We start from the raw sequence: 15513 nt of genomic DNA on the forward strand, positions 1-15513 counted from the left end.
GATGGACGGCCTCTCCGACCTCGTCCCCGAACGCTACGTCCAGGAGTACCTGGGAAACGGTCCCAGTCTCGTCACCTTCCTCGCGCTCAACGCCAGCGCCTTCCTCGTGGGCGTGAGCTTCTACGTCCACTCCGAGCCCTCCCTCGTCGACCTGCCGACCTTCCTCTACCCGCTCTTCGGTGACTCGCCGACGGCGCTCGCGCTGGCGACGCTCTCGTTCGTCACGCTGCTTTCGAACCTGGGCCGGCCGGTCCGGGAGGCCCCGGTCAACCGCCCGCTCGCGTACCTCCACACCCTCGCGTTCGTCTGGCTCGTCAAGTACGGCCTGTGGACCGCCGTCGCGTTGAACCTCCGGCCCGAACTGTACGTCGGCTTCTCCGTGTCGGCGCTGTGGAACTACTGGGGCATCATGTTCACTCATCTGGGGTTCGTCATCGAGGCGTTCCTCATCCCCCACTACGGGAAGACGACCCGCGGGGCGCTCGCGTTCGCGCTCGTCGCGCTCCTCGCGAACGACGTCTTCGACTACGGCTTCGGCTACTACCCGCCGCTTCGGTACGAACCGGGCCTCGTCCTCCCCGCGCTCACGGTCGCGCTGTCGGTCCTCGCCGTCGCGCTCGCGTCGCGGGTCTTCGACAGACTCGACCCGGTCTGAGCCCCACCGACCCGCCCGTTGTCGGCCGTCGCACAGTGACGCCGATTGAGTCAACCTTTTCAGCTTCAGTCGCCTAGCACGCGCCAATGGACTCCGCGGTTCTTCTAGACCTCTTGGGCAACGAGAACCGACGGCGTATCCTCCAGCTGCTGGCCCACAAGCCGTGTTACGTCACCGAGATCAGCGAGTATCTCGGCGTCTCGCCGAAGGCGGTCATCGACCACCTCCGCAAGCTCGAAGAGGCCGGCCTCGTCGAATCGCGGACGGACGACCAGCGGCGGAAGTACTTCCACATCTCCCGAGATATCCGCCTCGAGGTGAACGTCTCTCGCTACGGCTTCGGCGCCAAGAGCGCCTATCCGGCGAGTCCGAGCCTCGACATGTCGGGGCGGTGCCCACACGTCTCCATCGACGTGCCGACGGAGTCGGACGGCTCGCTCAGCACCCTCGCCGGCGAACTGGCGACGCTCGAAGACCTCGAGAACGAACTCTCGCTCGCGCAGCGATACGTCCACGGCCGGCTGACGGACGTCCTCGACCGGCTCAACGACCGCATCGGCGCGGACTCGGACTCGCGCTTCTACGCGGAGGTGCTCGCGGCCGTCGCCACGGGCGACAGGACGGCAGACAGCGTCGCGAGCGAAGTCGACGCCCCGCCCGCAGCCGTCGAACGCGCGCTCGGAGCCCTCGCGGAGCGAGGCCTGGTCGAAGAGCGAAGCGGCGAGTGGTTCATCACCGAGTGAGCTCAGAGGTCGCGGGTGAACCCGTCGCGGAGGTCACGACCGAAGTAGTGTCCGGCGAGCGCCGCGAGCGCGCCGACACCGGCACCGACACCCGCGATGGCGATGCCGTACTCAGAAAGCAACCGGACGGCGAAGGGGAAGAACGCCGCGGTGAGGGTGCTCACGACGAAGCCCGCTCCGGAGGCGAGCGCGCCCGCGAGGCCGACTTCGACGTAGTGGCGGTCGCTCGCGAGCACCCCGACGGCGAACAGCCCGACGAGACGGCCGACGAACCCGACGAGCGGAATCGCGCCGCCGGCGACGACCGCGACGAGCGAGAGGACGAGCGCGACGAGGAACGTCCGGACCGAGAAGAGCCCGCCGAGGCGGCCGCGGCCCGAGGAGTTCGACGCGTCGCGCGAGGCGGTGGGAGCCGACTGACGGCGGTCCGTGGACTCGTCGGTGTCGTCACCGGTCAACCGGTCGACGTCGGCGAGCAGGTCGTCGACCGACTGTTCGGCCTCGTCTGACCGTTGCATACGTGTGGGTGGGTGCGCGGGGGGTATGGCTCTTGTGTCGGTCGCGAGGTGGTGCGGTCGGGACGGGGGAGACGCCGTGGACGGGACACGGACGCAGTGACCCACGGCCTCGAACCTCCCCAGCCGGGTGCTCGCGCGAGTCGCTCACTCGCGCCCGCGCGCCATCCGCGAGGTGGTGACACGTGGCGTCGACGCGCTCGTCCCGCACCGTCGCTCGTTCGTGTTCGCGTCGTCGTGTCGTCGTGTCGTCGCTGGCCCTCACGACGGTCTCTCGCCCCCACACTGACGACCCGTGAGCGCAAACGCTGGGATTCAAGTCCGCCGCCGCGAAACCCCGGCGTATGAACCCCGGAGACCGCGTCCGCGTCACGCGCGCGGGCACCACGAACGAGGGCGTCCTCCTGCCCTCCTCGACCGCGGAGCACCTCGTCGTCAAGCTCGACGGCGGGTACAACGTCGGCATCAGTCGCGAGGAGAGCGACGTCGAGATACTCGAACGCGGCGTCTACGACATCGAGAGTGCACAGGACGGCGACTCGGTATCCGAAATCGGGTTCGACGAGGACCTCCCCACCATCTCGCTCATCTCGACGGGGGGCACCATCGCGTCGACCGTCGACTACCGGACGGGCGCGGTGACGGCGCAGTTCGACGCCGAGGACGTGCTTCGAGCGGTGCCGGACCTCGCGGGGCGGGCGAACTACCGCGGGCGTGTCGTGGCGAACATCCTCTCGGAGAACATGGAGCCGAGCATCTGGCAGCAGCTCGCGCGCGCCATCCACGACGAGGTCGAAGCCGGTGCCGACGGCGTCGTCGTGATGCACGGCACCGACACGATGCAGTTCTCCGCGGCGGCGGTGGCGCTGATGCTCGACACCCCGGTCCCCATCGTCTTCACGGGGAGCCAGCGGTCGGCCGACCGACCCTCCTCCGACAACGTGATGAACGCGGTCTGTGCGGTCGAGGCGGCCAAGAGCGACTGCGCGGAGGTACTCGTCTGCATGCACGCCTCCCAGTCGGACACGACGTGTGCGCTCCATCTGGGGACGAGGGTCCGCAAGAACCACACCTCGCGGCGTGACGCCTTCGAGACGGTCGGGGCGAAGCCGCTCGGCGAGATCGACTACGAGACCGAGGCGATCGAGTGGCGGCGCTCGTACACCGCCCGCGGCGACCGGGACCTCGCGCTCGCCGAGGCGCTGAACGAGAACGTCGAGTTGCTGAAGTTCACGCCGGGGATGGACCTCGACCGATACGCGGGGTTCCTCCGCGAGTCGGCCCTCGACGGGCTCGTCGTCGAGGGGACGGGGCTCGGACACGTCCACACGGACCTCATCCCCGCGCTCGGCGACCTGGTCGACGACGGCACCGTCGTGACGATGACGAGCCAGTGTCTCGAAGGCCGGGTCTGTGACCGCGTCTACGATACCGGGCGCGACCTCCTCGACGCCGGCGTCGTCGAGGCCGGCGACACCCTCCCCGGTACCGCGAAGGTGAAGCTGATGTGGGCGCTGGCGAACCACGAGAACCCCCGAACGGCGATGGGCGAGGACCTCGTCGGCGAACTCCAGGAACGGTCGGTCCCCTGGGAGTAGCGACGAGGACGAAGGCGTCAGAACTTTTTGCTCGTCTCTCTCAGAGGTCACATGGGACACCTCGAAGACGTCTCGCTCTCGGACCTCCAGCGGGCGCTCGAGCGCGTCGAGGGGAGGAAGCCGACCCAGCGGCTCATCACCGCCATCGCGTACAAACACGGGGTGACGCAGACCGAACTCGCCGAGTGGTACGGCGTCCAACGGCGGACCATCTACAACTGGCTCACCCGGTTCGACGACCAGCCCATCGAGGCGGCCGTCCGCGACGACGACCGGCCGGGTCGGCCGCGGAAGCTCGACGACGTACAGCGTCGTGCCCTGTACGAGACCCTCCGTGAGCCCCCCACGCGTGCGGGCTTCGACGAGGAGGCGTGGACGCCGGTACTCGTCCGCCAGTACGTCCGCGACCGCTTCGGCGTGACGTACTCGCTGTCGAGTTGTCGCCGCCTGCTACACGAGGCCGAGTGACCGACGTGTATGAGAACTCACTTCTCCCGCTCGGGGCGAGAATCGGACCCAACTGTCACCGGGGTCACGCGACGACAACCGATATACGGTTCGGCGTGAACGCACACACGATGCTGCACTGTGCCCGCGACGCTCGTCTCCGCCCCGCTCGACCAGCCCCGCGCACCGACCCTCGGACCCGACAGTCCCTCCGCTGATGTCGTCACCACCGACCCTCAGACAGGCACGGGCGAGCGACGACGAGGCCGTCGCGTCGTTCACGCGCGAGACGTGGGCCGAGCGAGCCGTGTCCGACTACATCCCCGACGTCTTCGCGGAGTGGGTCGCGAGCGACGGCGACGACCAGCGGACGTTCGTCGTCGACGTGCGCGACGACCCGTCGCCACCGGCCGAACCGGGCGACGTCGCGGCGATTGCACAGGGGCACCGGCTCACCTCGTGGGAGGCGTGGGCCTCGGGGATGCGGGTCGCCCCCGACCACCGAGGACGGGGATTCTCGGAGGCACTCTGCGACGCCATCTTCGAGTGGGCACGCGAGCGGGGCTGTGTCGTCTGTCGAAACATGACGTTCTCGTGGAACGGGGCGGGGCTGGGCTCCTCGCGTCGGCTGGGGTTCGACCCCTGCACCGAGATTCGGTGGGCGCATCCGACACCCGACGCTGACGGCTCGGGTGACTCGGCCGCGGTCGATTCGAGCCCGCACCCGGACGGGGCGTGGGCGTTCTGGTCCGACAGCGTCGCCCGCGACCGGTTGCGCGGGCTGGTGATGGACCGCGACGAGTCGTGGGCGCTGGCGACACTCACCCGTGACCGACTGCACCGCGCGGCCGACGAGGGCCGACTGGTGACCGTCGGGGCGGGAACGCGAGGGTTCACGGAGCGGATTCGGACGTTCGAGCGCGAAGAGGACGGCGAGCCCGTCGAGTACGCCGAGTACGCCATCGCCGCCTGGCCCGACGGTGACACCGAGGCGGCGGCGGCTGTCCTCGCGGGGGCCGCACGCGACGCCGCGGCGCTCGGCGTGGACCGAACCCGGGTGATGCTGCCCGAGGACGTCACGTGGGTCTCGGACGTGGCGGCGGCGCGCGTGGAAATCGCGGACGAACCGGCGTTCGTGCTCGCGGCACGGCTCTAACCTAGTCGACGACCGTACAGGTGCACGAGCGAAGCCCCACGGGCGTGTCGGCGAAGACCCGAACCACCTGGTCGTCGGGGTCCGCCGTCCAGAACAGGTCGGCGGCGTCGACGCCGAGGAGCCTCACCGCCGGACCGAGCGGCGAGTCGAGGACGGTGTCGAGGACGTCTTCGTTCGTCCACTCCCGACTCGCGGCGTCCGACGGGATGCCCGCGTCCCCGAGGACGCCGTACCCGAACTCGACGGAGCGCCCGCCGGTCAGCACGCCGCAGTCGACCGCGAACGTCGCGTCGCGAAGGTCCGCCGGAGCGACGGCCGTCGGCGGTTCGTCGGCGGGAACGTGCGGGGTGGCCAGCGGGTGCTGGTCGACGTTCCCCTCGAAGAGTTCGAGCGGGGCGTCACAGAGCGTGTCGACGTCGACGTCGGCGCAGGTCTCACTGAAGCCGTCACCGTCGGGCGAGGCGTAGTAGTTGCCGCCCACGAAGGCCCCCTCGACGACGTTCAGTTCGGGCCGCGGGTCGACGTTCCAGGCGATCTCGAGCGCCGGGTCGAGGGGGTCACCCGGGTCGACGACGGGGTCGTAGGACGGGTCGAAGAGGACGTTCTGGCGGTTCGAGAGGTGGTTGTCGAACACGACGGTCTGGCCGAATCGCTCGCCGACGACGAGACCGGCGTCGGCGTTGTCGACGACGCGGTTCCCCACGAGGGTGACGTCGGTCGACCCGGTGCGGAGCCAGATACCGACCTCGTTGTCCGCGACGTGGTTCGATGCGAACCGCGACCAGAGCATGTCGCTCACGGCGATGCCGCTCCTCGCGTTCCCCGAGAAGTCGCTGTCGACGACCGTGACGGTGTCGGAGACGCCGGCGCTCATCCCGTGCCGTCCGTTGTCCGCGGCGACGACGTTCCTGAACTCGAAGCTCCCGGAGATGACGAATCCCACCCCGTTCGCGCCGTTCCGAGAGAACTCGCTGTCGACGACGGTCCCGCTCGTCTGCGCCATCTCGAGCCCGCTCCGGTCGCTGTCGGTGACCGAGAGGCCGACGAACTCGACGACGGTCTCCTCGGTGAGGACTCCGGCACCGTTGTTCGAGAACGCACTGTCGGTGACGACGACCCGCCGAGCGCCGTCCGCGACGACCACGACGCCGTTGTCCGTGGCGACCACGTTCGACAGTTCCAGGGCGTCGACACCGCCGAGACGCGCCCCCTGCTTCTCGTCCGCCTCGAACGCCTGGGCCCAGCCGCTGACCGTGAGGTCGGTCACGACCGTCGTTCCGTCCTCACCGACCGAGACGGCGGTGTCCGACCGGTCCGACGAGCGAAGCGCGTGGCCGTCGCCGTCGATGCGGACCGTCGCGTCGGGGTCGTCGACGACGACGCGGAGACAGGCGAAGTCGGCCGGCGTCCCCGACGGGTCCGAGACGACGTCCCGTGTCAGGACGTACTCGCCCGGCTGGTCGATGACGCGGCAGCTATCGACCGGGGTCGGCGCGGACCGACTGGGGACGCCGAGAGCCGCGTCGCGACTGGCCGTCCCGGCCCCGACCGCGGTGTCGCCGGCTGCCGCCTGCCCCGGCGCGGGGGACTGACCCGGAACGGCGAGCGACGAGTCGACGACGAGGACGGACGCCGACGTGACGAGGAGGAAGACGACGACGGCGACGAGGAACGGTGGTGACATGCGAGGGTGAGGAGGACGGGCCACCCGATATCTATGCAGGTCCTGTTCCGGGTTAATTGACAGTTTCTGCGGCCGGTTCGACGTGCAGCGGCGGCGAGCGCGGCTGCTGGCGAGTGAGTAGGAGAGAGAAGCCGTCGCAGTCGCGGGCGCTCAGTCGGCCAGCGCGGGCTTCTTTGTCTCGGCGGCCAGCGCGAGCACGTCGTCGAAGAAGCCGAGCGAGTCGTGTGGACCGGGGTTAGCCTCGGGGTGGTACTGCCGAGTGATGACGTTCATCGCCTCGTGTTCGAGTCCCTCGGCGGTGTCGTCGTTGACGTTCACCTGCGTCACCTCGAGGTCACCGGGGTCCGCGACGGTGTAGCCGTGGTTCTGTGTGGTCATGACGACCTGCTGCGTGTCGAGGTCGAGGACCGGTTGGTTGACGCCGCGGTGGCCGAACGTCATCTTCTCGGTCGCGCCGCCGAAGGCGTTGGCGACGACCTGCTGACCGAGACAGATACCGGCGATGGGGAGTTCGCCCGCGAAGGCCTCGACGAGCGCCTGCGCTGCCTCGAAGTTCTCGGGGTCGCCCGGGCCGTTCGAGATGAACAGGACGTCCGCACCGGTCTCCTCGACGTCCTCCACAGTCGCGTCGTACGGGAGGAGGTGGACGTCCGCCCCACGAGCGGTGAGCGACGAGGCGATAGAGCCCTTCGCGCCGCAGTCGACGAGCGCGACCGTCACGTCGGAGCCGCCGTCGTCACCCGCGAAGAACTTCGGCTCGGGCGTGCTGACCTGCTTGCCGATGTCGACGTGTTCGGACATGCCCTTGCACTGTTTCAGCTCGGCCTTGGCGTCTTCGGGCGTGACGTCGTCGCCGACGGCGATTCCACACTTCATCGCGCCCTGGTCGCGGACGCTCGTGACGATGTCACGCGTGTCGAGATGGTCGATGGCGGGGACGTCCTCTGCGGCGAGCCACTCGACGACGTCGTCGGTGAACTCGCGTGCGATGGCGGCGCGGGGGTGGACCCGCGAGGACTCGAACCGCTCGTCTCGGACGCCGTAGTTTCCGATGAGCGGGTACGAGAACGTGAGGACCTGCTCCTCGTAGGAGGGGTCGGTCAGGCTCTCTTCGTAGCCGGTGTATGCGGTTGTGAACACTAGTTCGCCACGTGTGCGCCCCGGAACACGGCCACGCGCCTCGAAGACGCGGCCATCCTCCAGTGCCAGGTAGGCGTCCGACATTACGAGAATCACATGTACAACAGGGTAATAAGCCTTGCTTTCGAAGCCGAGTTACGAAATTCGTAATCGGTAAGGGGTGACACGCACTCTCCTCCCGTATGGACGACCTCGACCACCAGATCCTGTCGATACTGCGACGGGACGCGCGGACCCCCTACACCGAGATCGCCGACCGCGTCGGGACGTCGGAAGGGACCGTCAGGAACCGAGTCGATCGGATGACGCAAGACGGCGTCATCGAGCGGTTCACCGTCGCCACCCGGACGGGGAACATCAAAGCGATGGTGGAGGTCTCGGTGGCCGTGGACGTGAACACGAGTGAGGTCTCGAAGCAGATGGCCGAGTGGGACGACGTCGACTTCGTCTGGCAGGTCTCGGGCGAGCAGGACATCGTCCTCATCGTCGACACGGCGGACACGGCCGCCGTGAACGACCTCATCACGCGTGCGCGCGAACTGGACGAGGTGAAGAGTACGAAGACGCGACTGATCCTCGACGAGCGTCTCGGCTGAGAACCGACGTCGGCCTTACACTTACAGCGAGAACAGGAGGCCGGTCGCGAGGAGACTCGCGAGCACCAGTCCGACGATGGCGATTCCCGCCCGCGTTCGCGCGCGGGCGTCGTAATCCTTCGACGGGGTCGTCGTGTCGGGACGCCGCCGCCCCGTCAGCGTGTAGCGATCCCTGGCGTACTCCTGGCCGTACGGGTGCTTGACCAGTCCCCAGCGGACCAAGAGGCCGGTGAGTCGGTAAACAGCGCGGTGTCGGAGTACCATAGTGGAGAGGTCGGTTTTACAGTAATAAACGTTCGCCCCCAGATATCGGATTTGATATCCTACGAGAGTGATGGGAGGGACGCTCGCGTCGAGGCGGTCTCGACAGACCCACAGAGCCGTCACGCACCGAAGAGGCCTTGACCCCCCTCGCCGCACAACACGTGTATGAGTACGGACGAGGGTCGGTCCGCCTCCACGGAGTCGGACCCCGAGACCGATTCCGCCGAATCCGCCGCCGGTGCGCAGGGCGAAGTTCCCCACAAGAACGCACGACAGGACGTCATCGCCGTCGACGAGAACGACGAGGAGCAGGGTCTCGTCAACCGACTCGAGGCCCACACGGGCGACGGCATCCGCCACCGCGCGTTCACGTGCCTCGTCTTCGACGGGGACGGACGCATCCTCCTGGCGCAGCGCGCCCCCAACAAGCGCCTCTGGGACACCCACTGGGACGGGACGGTCGCCTCTCACCCCGTCGAGGGACAGAGTCAGAAGGACGCGACGAGACAGCGTCTCGAGGAGGAACTCGGCATCACCCCCGACCAGTACAGCGACCTGCGCGTCACGGACAAGTTCGAGTACAAGCGCTACTACGAGAACGCCGGTCTCGAGTGGGAGGTGTGCGCCGTCCTGAAGGTGACGCTCGACGACGCCACACTCGACCCCGACGAGGAGGAGATCGCGGGCATGCTCTGGGTCGACTACGACCACCTGCACGACCACCCCTCGTGGTACCGCCAACTCCGGCTGTGCCCGTGGTTCGAGATCGCGATGCGGCGTGACTTCGCCTGACCTTGTCTTCGAGACGGCGCTCGCCGAGCGCCTGCTCGACCACGCACGAGCCGGTGCGCCCGCGGAGGTGTGTGGCGTCCTCGGCGGGAGTGAGGGCACGGTGACACACGCCGAGCCCGTTTCGAATATCGCATCGACTCCGCGGACCAGATACGAACTCGACCCCGCAGAGACCGTCGAGGCCATCGAACGCGTCGAAGCGGGGGCCGAACACCTCGGCTTCTACCACTCACACCCGCAGGGACCGCCACGGCCCAGCGCGACTGACGAGGCAGAGGCGACCTGGCCCGACGCCGTCTACTGCATCGTCTCGCTCCCCGAGTCGCGGATTCGGGCGTGGCGGTGGACCGGTGACCGGTTCGACGAGTTGCGCGTCGAGACGGGGTAGTCAGGGCGAAGCCGAGCGGAGAGTGAAACGCCTTTTGCCGCCGACTGCCACCTCGCGAGTATGACGACAGGTGCCGGAGACGACGAGCACGAACCCGAACTGTACGACTCGCTCGGCGGGCAGGTCGCACTGGTGACGGGCGCGAACAGAGGCATCGGCGCGGAGGTCGCCCGCCGACTCCGCGACCTCGGGGCCACGGTCTACGCGGGGACGCGGAGCATGAGCAACGACGTCCCGGAGGGAACCGAACGCGTGCTGCTCGACGTGACCCAGGAGGGAGACGTCGAGGCGGCCGTCGACGGCATCTTCGAGGAGGTGGGTCGGCTCGACGTCCTCGTCAACAACGCGGGCGTCATCGGCCCGGACGGGGACATCGTCGCCGCCCCCACGTCGGAACTCGACAGGACACTCGCGGTCAACCTCCGCGGCCCGATGCTCCTCTGTAAGCACGCTGTGCCCCTCCTCCTCCAGCACGACGGCGGCCGCGTCGTCAACGTCTCGTCGGGGATGGGAGCCATCGGGGACGGACAGAGCGGCGGCACCTCGGCGTACCGAATCTCGAAGACCGGTCTGAACGGGCTCACCGCCTACCTCGAAGGCGAGTACGGCGACGACGGCCTCATCGCCAACTCGGTCTGTCCCGGCTGGGTCCGGACGGAGTTGGGTGGCGAGGACGCCCCCAGATCCGTCGAGGAGGGGGCCGAGACGCCGGTGTGGCTCTGTCGGTTCCGCCCGGGTGCCCCGTCGGGGAAGTTCTGGCGCGAGAAGCGAGTCATCGACTGGTGAACGCCGGACGCGACGGTCGCCGACGTCACGTCACGCCGCCACGCTGGTCACCGACCCGTTCGTACGCACGCTCGTCGATGATGTCGCGGAGTCGGTCGACGACGTGCCAGACGTCTTCGAAGCGGGTGTACAGCGGGGCCGGGCAGACCCGAACGACGTTCGGCGGTCGGTAGTCGACGACGACGCCGCGCTCGCGGAGCACTTCGGAGATGCGTGCCGCTTCGGGGTGCTCGACGGCGACGTGACCGCCCCGCTCCTCCCGGGCGCGCGGGGTGCCAACCTCGCACTCGGGGAGTCGCTCGTCGACGAGGTCGATGAGGTAGTCGGTGAGCGCCAGTGATTTCTCGCGGGCGACTGCGACTCCGCCCGCATCGTCGAGGACGTCGAGCGCACCGTCGAGCGGGGCCGCGGAGAGAATCGGGACCGTCCCGATCTGGAACGCGCCGGCGGTCGCAGCCGGTTCGTACGTGAGCCGCATCTCGAACATCGTCTCCTTGTCGTTGCCCCACCACCCCGCGAGCGCGGGTGTCGCACCGAAGTGCCGCTCGTTGACGTACAGCCCGGCGATAGCGCCCGGCCCGGCGTTGAGATACTTGTAGTGACACCAGACGGCGAAGTCGACGCCGGCGTCGGCGAGCTGATGTGGCACCACCCCGACGGAGTGGGCGAGGTCGAAGCCGGCGAGCGCCCCGGCGTCGTGTGCGGCTTCGGTGATCGCCTCGATGTCGAACAGCTGCCCCGAACGGTAGAGGACGGAGGGCAGAAAGACCATCCCGACGTCGTCGTCGACCGCGTCGAGGACGTCCTCGCGGGCGATGGTGCGTCCGTCACGGCTCTCGACGATACGGAGGGCGTCGTCGGGGTCGACGCCCCGACTTCGGAGCTGCGCGCGGATCGCGTAGTGGTCCGTCGGGAAGTCGAGGTCGTCGACGACGATTTTCGGCCCCCGTTCGGGGTCGTAGAAGGTCCCGACGAGCGTGTGGATGTTCACCGTGGTGGAGTTGGCGACGACGACCTCGTCCTCGCGAGCGCCGACGAGTGACGCGAGCCGTCGGCCGAGTCGCTCGCCGTAGGTGAACCAGTCCGGGTCGGCGTCGGTCCACCCGCGGATGGCGAGGTCGCGCCACTCCTCGACGGCCCTGTCGAGTGCCGCCTCGGCGTCCGCCGAGAGCGGGCCGAGCGAGTTACCGTCCATGTACAGGTCGTCCGGGAGGAAGAAGCGGTCCCGCAGGTGCGAGAGCGGGTCCTCGTCGTCGCGCTCGCGGGCACGGCCGAGCGCGGACTCGTCAGCGGTCATGGTCGTGGCACGAGCGGGTCGCGCAAGTAGCTTGGTGTTGGACGGGACGTCACCGTCGGTGAGGCCCGTTCGGAAGGCGAACAGCCGGCACTCCCCTCGCCACACGGTGTCGTGCCGGACAGCCGCGACCCACCGTGCGACGACGGGACGCTCGAGGTGGCGACGACGCCGTGGCTGTTTTGTTCGTCCGCCGCGCCCACCACGTATGACAGACGACACCGCCACGGGTGAGGCCCACGCGGCCGACGAACTCGACCCACAGGTACGACCGGTCGTCGACGAGGCCGCACGGCTGGGGCTCCCCGAGTGGTCCGCCCTCTCGGTCGAGAGCGCCCGCCGCATCGAAGACGAGCTGTTCGGGCCGACCGACCCGCCGACGGTGGCGCGAGTCTCGGAGGTCGCCATCGACGGCCCCGCCGGCGAGATGCCGCTTCGGGTCTACCACCCCGCCCCCGACCGGGAGCTTCCGGCGCTCTGTTTCTTCCACGGCGGGCTCTGGGCGCTGGGGACGCTCGACTCCATCGACGAGGTCTGTCGTCGACTCGCTCGGCGCGCGAACCGCGTCGTCGTGAGCGTCGACTACCGCCTCGCGCCCGAACACCCGTTTCCGGCGGGGCTCGAAGACTGCGTGGCCGCCGTGGAGTGGGTCGGCGAACACGGCGCGGGGGTCGGTGCCGACCCGACCCGGCTGGCAGTCGGCGGCACGAGTGCGGGCGGCAACCTCGCCGCGGCGACCTGTCTCTACACCCGGGCGTTCGGTGGTCCCTCCCTCGAGGGACAGCTCCTGTTGTATCCGATGCTCGACAGCAGGCTCGACGCACCCTCGCTCGACGAACGGGCCGACGGGCCGTTGCTCACCCGGCGCGACGTGGTCTGGGCGTACGACACCTACCTCCGCTCGCCGGTCGACCGGCACAACCCGTTCGTCTCGCCCCTCCGTGCGGACTCCCTCGCGGGGGTGCCCCCCGCGCTCGTCGTGACCGCGGGCTTCGACCCGCTCCGGGACGAGGGGGCCGCCTACGCGAGGGCACTCGCCGAGGCCGGCGTCCCCACGCGGCACGACCACGAACCGGCGATGCCGCACGGGTTTCTGAGCCTCGCCGACGACGTCGACGTCGCCGACGAGGCGTTCGACCGGGTCGCCGCGGTGCTGCGGGACGGCTTCGAGTACTGAGCACACTCACTGGTCGGCCGCCCGCTCGGCGAGCGCGGCGTACACCGGCCACGAGGAGTCCCCTCGCGGCTTCGTCGCCCGCTCACCGTCGAGGGTGACTCCCTCGCCGTCGGCGACGGTCCCCACGACGCCGACGGGCGTCCCCTGTCGGTCGAGTGCGTCGACCACGTCGTCGGTGTGTGTGGGGTCGACGGCGACGACGAGCGTTCCTGCGGTGGTTGCCGTCCAGGGGTCGAAGCCGAGTGCGTCGGCCGCCTCCCGCACACCGGGGCGCCACGGCACCTGCGAGGTGTCGACGTCGAACCGGACGCCGGCGGCACCAGCCATCTCGAAGAACGCGCCCAGGAGACCACCCTCGGTGGCGTCGTGCATCGCGTGGACACCGCCGTGTGTGGCCGCGCTGATGGCCCGTGCGTCGCGGACCGCCCCCGCCTCGTCGAGGCGGGCCTGCGCGGTGTCGAGGGCGTCGTCCGAGAGCGGCACCTCGTCGGGGAACAGTGACGTGAGCAGGCCCGTCGCCTCCACGGCCGGTCCCTTCGTGACGAGGACGTCGTCGCCGGAACGAGCGCCGTCGGGGCGGACCACGTCGTCGTGGTCGCCGACCGCGAGGGCGGTTGCGGCGCCGACCCAGGGGAACGAACAGTCCGAGTAGCGGGCGGTGTGTCCCGCCGCGATGGAGACACCCAGCGCTCGCGCCTCGTCGCTCCACGCCTCCCAGAAGGTGGCGAAGTCGTCGTCCCCGAAGTCGGGGGGGAGCGACAGCGAGACGGTGAGATGCGTCGGGGCGAGGCCCGAGACGGCGACGTCGGCGAGGACGATGTCGAGCGCGAAGCGTGCGGCCCGGTCGAACCCGAGTCGTGGGAGGACGGAGACGGGGTCGGTGGCGACGACCAGCGCCGTGCCGGCGACGTCGAGGACGCCGAAGTCGACGCCGTGAGTCGGTCCGAGCGTCACGTCGTCGCGGTCGGCCCCGAGGTTCGGATACAGGTACTCGGAGAAGAACGCCTGGTCGACTTTGCCGAGGTCCGCGTCGATGCCCTCGTCCATGCGCTCATTGACGCGGCGGCGCTCAAAGACGTGGCGTTCTGGCCGTCGACTCCGTCGGCGCTGAAAGGAGATGGCCGCGGCGAAGAGTGTCTCGCCGCGGCCGACTTCGCTCATGAAGGGCGCAGGTCTCCTGGTATCCCCGTGGACCAACCGATGGGTATCCGTCTCCTACGCCATCTCGAACTCTTCACTCGGGGGATATGAATCTCACTAAGTTCTCTCAGTACGCGACTCGAGACGAATATAGCAGGTAGGAGCGGCCGTCGAGCGCCGAGCGTCGTCAGTCGGCGGCGTCCGCATCTGCGTCGGCGTCGGCGTCGGTATCGCTGGCACAGCACTCGACGAGTTCCGCCGTGACGGCGTCGGCCTCCTCGTGTTGGACCCAGTGGGTGGCCGCCTCGAAGTACCGGAGCGACCCGTCGTCGCAGAAGTCGAGGCTCTCCTCGGCCATCTCCCGCTCGAGGAACTGGTCGCCGGCACCCCACAGGATGCGAGTGGGAACGCGCACCTGCGTCTCCCTTGGTTCGGGGCGTTCGCGGACGATGGCGCGGTACCAGTTCAGCATGGCCGTGTACGCGCCGGGCTGAGACCACGCGGTCCGGTAACGCTCGAAGTCCGTCGCCGAGAACGTCTCCGGGCGGGCGGAGTCCCGGAGGGCTCGGGTGGGAATCGCCCAGTCGTCGAGACGGGCCAGCCGTTCCGGCAGTGCGGGTAACTGGAAGAAGAGGACGTACCACGATTTCAACTGCTGACGGGGGTTGCGGGTGAGGGTGCGCCGGAACACCGTGGGGTGGGGGACGTTCATCGCGACGAGTCGGGTGAGCCTGTCGGGGTGATGGAGCGCCGTCCACCACGCGACGGCGGCCCCCCAGTCGTGACCGACGACGGCGGCCTTGTCGTACCCGAACGCGGAGAGCAAGCCGACCACGTCGCCCGCGAGGTAGTCGATGCCGTAGGCGTCGACGCCACTCGGTTTGGAGCTCAGGTTGTAGCCGCGCTGGTCCGGGGCGATGACCCGGAAGCCGGCGTCGGCGAGCGGTTCGATCTGTTCGCGCCAGCCGTACCAGCACTCGGGGAACCCGTGGAGGAGGACGACAGGGTCCCCGTCGTCGGGGCCGGCGACGACCGTGTGCAGCGTGACGTCGCCGACGTCGACGAATTCGCTCTCGGCGTCGAGCCCGACGCTCGCCGCGGTGAGCCCCGACGGAACGGAACGCGAGGAGTGGCCCAT

Annotated in this window: 16 protein-coding genes and 1 pseudogene; 10 read left to right on the top strand and 7 right to left on the bottom strand. The window is 69.2% G+C overall.

What is annotated here, in order from left to right; all coding sequences use genetic code 11:
* The first annotated feature begins 1 nt into the window (after position 1).
* Together E6N53_RS10860 and E6N53_RS10865 are read left to right on the top strand one after the other, a co-directional pair.
* Positions 2-655 carry a DUF1405 domain-containing protein gene (locus E6N53_RS10860; protein WP_142859193.1) on the top strand — a complete coding sequence of 218 codons (654 nt, stop codon included), beginning with the start codon at positions 2-4 and terminating at the stop codon, positions 653-655.
* 86 nt (positions 656-741) lie between these two features.
* Positions 742-1398 carry an ArsR/SmtB family transcription factor gene (locus E6N53_RS10865; RefSeq protein WP_142859195.1) on the top strand — a complete coding sequence of 219 codons (657 nt, stop codon included), beginning with the start codon at positions 742-744 and terminating at the stop codon, positions 1396-1398.
* Between the two features lie 2 nt (positions 1399-1400).
* Here E6N53_RS10865 and E6N53_RS10870 read toward each other — a convergent pair whose 3' ends face one another.
* The gene (locus E6N53_RS10870) at positions 1401-1916 is read right to left on the bottom strand and encodes a hypothetical protein (RefSeq protein WP_142859197.1); all 516 of its coding nucleotides are present in this window, start codon (positions 1914-1916) and stop codon (positions 1401-1403) included.
* 341 nt (positions 1917-2257) lie between these two features.
* On the opposite strand from E6N53_RS10870, the gene gatD reads away from it, so the two are divergent.
* The 3 genes and pseudogenes from gatD to E6N53_RS10885 all read left to right on the top strand — a co-directional run bounded on the left by gatD (position 2258) and on the right by E6N53_RS10885 (position 5114).
* Entirely contained in the window at positions 2258-3511 is a 1254-nt protein-coding gene (gene gatD / locus E6N53_RS10875; RefSeq protein WP_142859199.1) for a Glu-tRNA(Gln) amidotransferase subunit GatD, read from the top strand.
* A 51-nt stretch (positions 3512-3562) separates the two neighbouring features.
* Positions 3563-3973: pseudogene (locus E6N53_RS10880) on the top strand (helix-turn-helix domain-containing protein); the annotation flags it as partial.
* Positions 3974-4175: 202 nt separating this feature from the next.
* Complete coding sequence (locus E6N53_RS10885) at positions 4176-5114, top strand: GNAT family N-acetyltransferase (protein WP_142859203.1); 939 nt, start codon at positions 4176-4178, stop codon at positions 5112-5114.
* 1 nt (position 5115) lies between these two features.
* On the opposite strand, the gene E6N53_RS10890 is transcribed toward E6N53_RS10885, so the two are convergent.
* Together E6N53_RS10890 and carA are read right to left on the bottom strand one after the other, a co-directional pair.
* Positions 5116-6798 (bottom strand): NosD domain-containing protein, encoded by a 1683-nt coding sequence (locus tag E6N53_RS10890; protein ID WP_142859205.1) that lies wholly within the window; start codon positions 6796-6798, stop codon positions 5116-5118.
* Between the two features lie 150 nt (positions 6799-6948).
* Positions 6949-8022, bottom strand: a complete 1074-nt coding sequence (gene carA, locus E6N53_RS10895; protein WP_136601682.1) for a glutamine-hydrolyzing carbamoyl-phosphate synthase small subunit — start codon at positions 8020-8022, stop codon at positions 6949-6951.
* A 98-nt stretch (positions 8023-8120) separates the two neighbouring features.
* Between carA and E6N53_RS10900 the strand changes: the two genes are divergently transcribed.
* Complete coding sequence (locus tag E6N53_RS10900; RefSeq protein ID WP_136590372.1) at positions 8121-8534, top strand: Lrp/AsnC family transcriptional regulator; 414 nt, start codon at positions 8121-8123, stop codon at positions 8532-8534.
* A 21-nt stretch (positions 8535-8555) separates the two neighbouring features.
* On the opposite strand, the gene E6N53_RS10905 is transcribed toward E6N53_RS10900, so the two are convergent.
* Positions 8556-8798 (bottom strand): hypothetical protein, encoded by a 243-nt coding sequence (locus E6N53_RS10905; protein WP_136590373.1) that lies wholly within the window; start codon positions 8796-8798, stop codon positions 8556-8558.
* A gap of 165 nt (positions 8799-8963) precedes the next feature.
* On the opposite strand from E6N53_RS10905, the gene E6N53_RS10910 reads away from it, so the two are divergent.
* From E6N53_RS10910 to E6N53_RS10920, 3 genes are read left to right on the top strand one after another with little or no spacing between them, the layout of a single operon-like run.
* Positions 8964-9590, top strand: coding sequence for an NUDIX hydrolase (locus tag E6N53_RS10910; RefSeq protein WP_136601681.1), 627 nt, complete (start codon positions 8964-8966; stop codon positions 9588-9590).
* Positions 9577-9978 (top strand): desampylase, encoded by a 402-nt coding sequence (locus tag E6N53_RS10915; RefSeq protein ID WP_142859207.1) that lies wholly within the window; start codon positions 9577-9579, stop codon positions 9976-9978. Before E6N53_RS10910 ends, E6N53_RS10915 begins: the two co-directional genes overlap by 14 nt.
* A gap of 60 nt (positions 9979-10038) precedes the next feature.
* The gene (locus E6N53_RS10920; RefSeq protein ID WP_142859209.1) at positions 10039-10764 is read left to right on the top strand and encodes an SDR family NAD(P)-dependent oxidoreductase; all 726 of its coding nucleotides are present in this window, start codon (positions 10039-10041) and stop codon (positions 10762-10764) included.
* Between the two features lie 25 nt (positions 10765-10789).
* On the opposite strand, the gene kynU is transcribed toward E6N53_RS10920, so the two are convergent.
* Entirely contained in the window at positions 10790-12061 is a 1272-nt protein-coding gene (gene kynU, locus E6N53_RS10925; RefSeq protein ID WP_142859212.1) for a kynureninase, read from the bottom strand.
* 205 nt (positions 12062-12266) lie between these two features.
* On the opposite strand from kynU, the gene E6N53_RS10930 reads away from it, so the two are divergent.
* Positions 12267-13235 (top strand): alpha/beta hydrolase, encoded by a 969-nt coding sequence (locus tag E6N53_RS10930; RefSeq protein WP_142859214.1) that lies wholly within the window; start codon positions 12267-12269, stop codon positions 13233-13235.
* A 6-nt stretch (positions 13236-13241) separates the two neighbouring features.
* On the opposite strand, the gene E6N53_RS10935 is transcribed toward E6N53_RS10930, so the two are convergent.
* Both E6N53_RS10935 and E6N53_RS10940 read right to left on the bottom strand, forming a co-directional pair.
* Positions 13242-14282, bottom strand: coding sequence for an AIR synthase family protein (locus E6N53_RS10935; protein WP_136602011.1), 1041 nt, complete (start codon positions 14280-14282; stop codon positions 13242-13244).
* A gap of 280 nt (positions 14283-14562) precedes the next feature.
* A complete protein-coding gene (locus tag E6N53_RS10940; RefSeq protein ID WP_142859216.1) occupies positions 14563-15513 on the bottom strand; it encodes an alpha/beta fold hydrolase in 951 nt (316 codons plus the stop codon).

The organism is Salinigranum halophilum (assembly GCF_007004735.1).
Taxonomy (GTDB): Archaea; Halobacteriota; Halobacteria; order Halobacteriales; family Haloferacaceae; genus Salinigranum; species Salinigranum halophilum.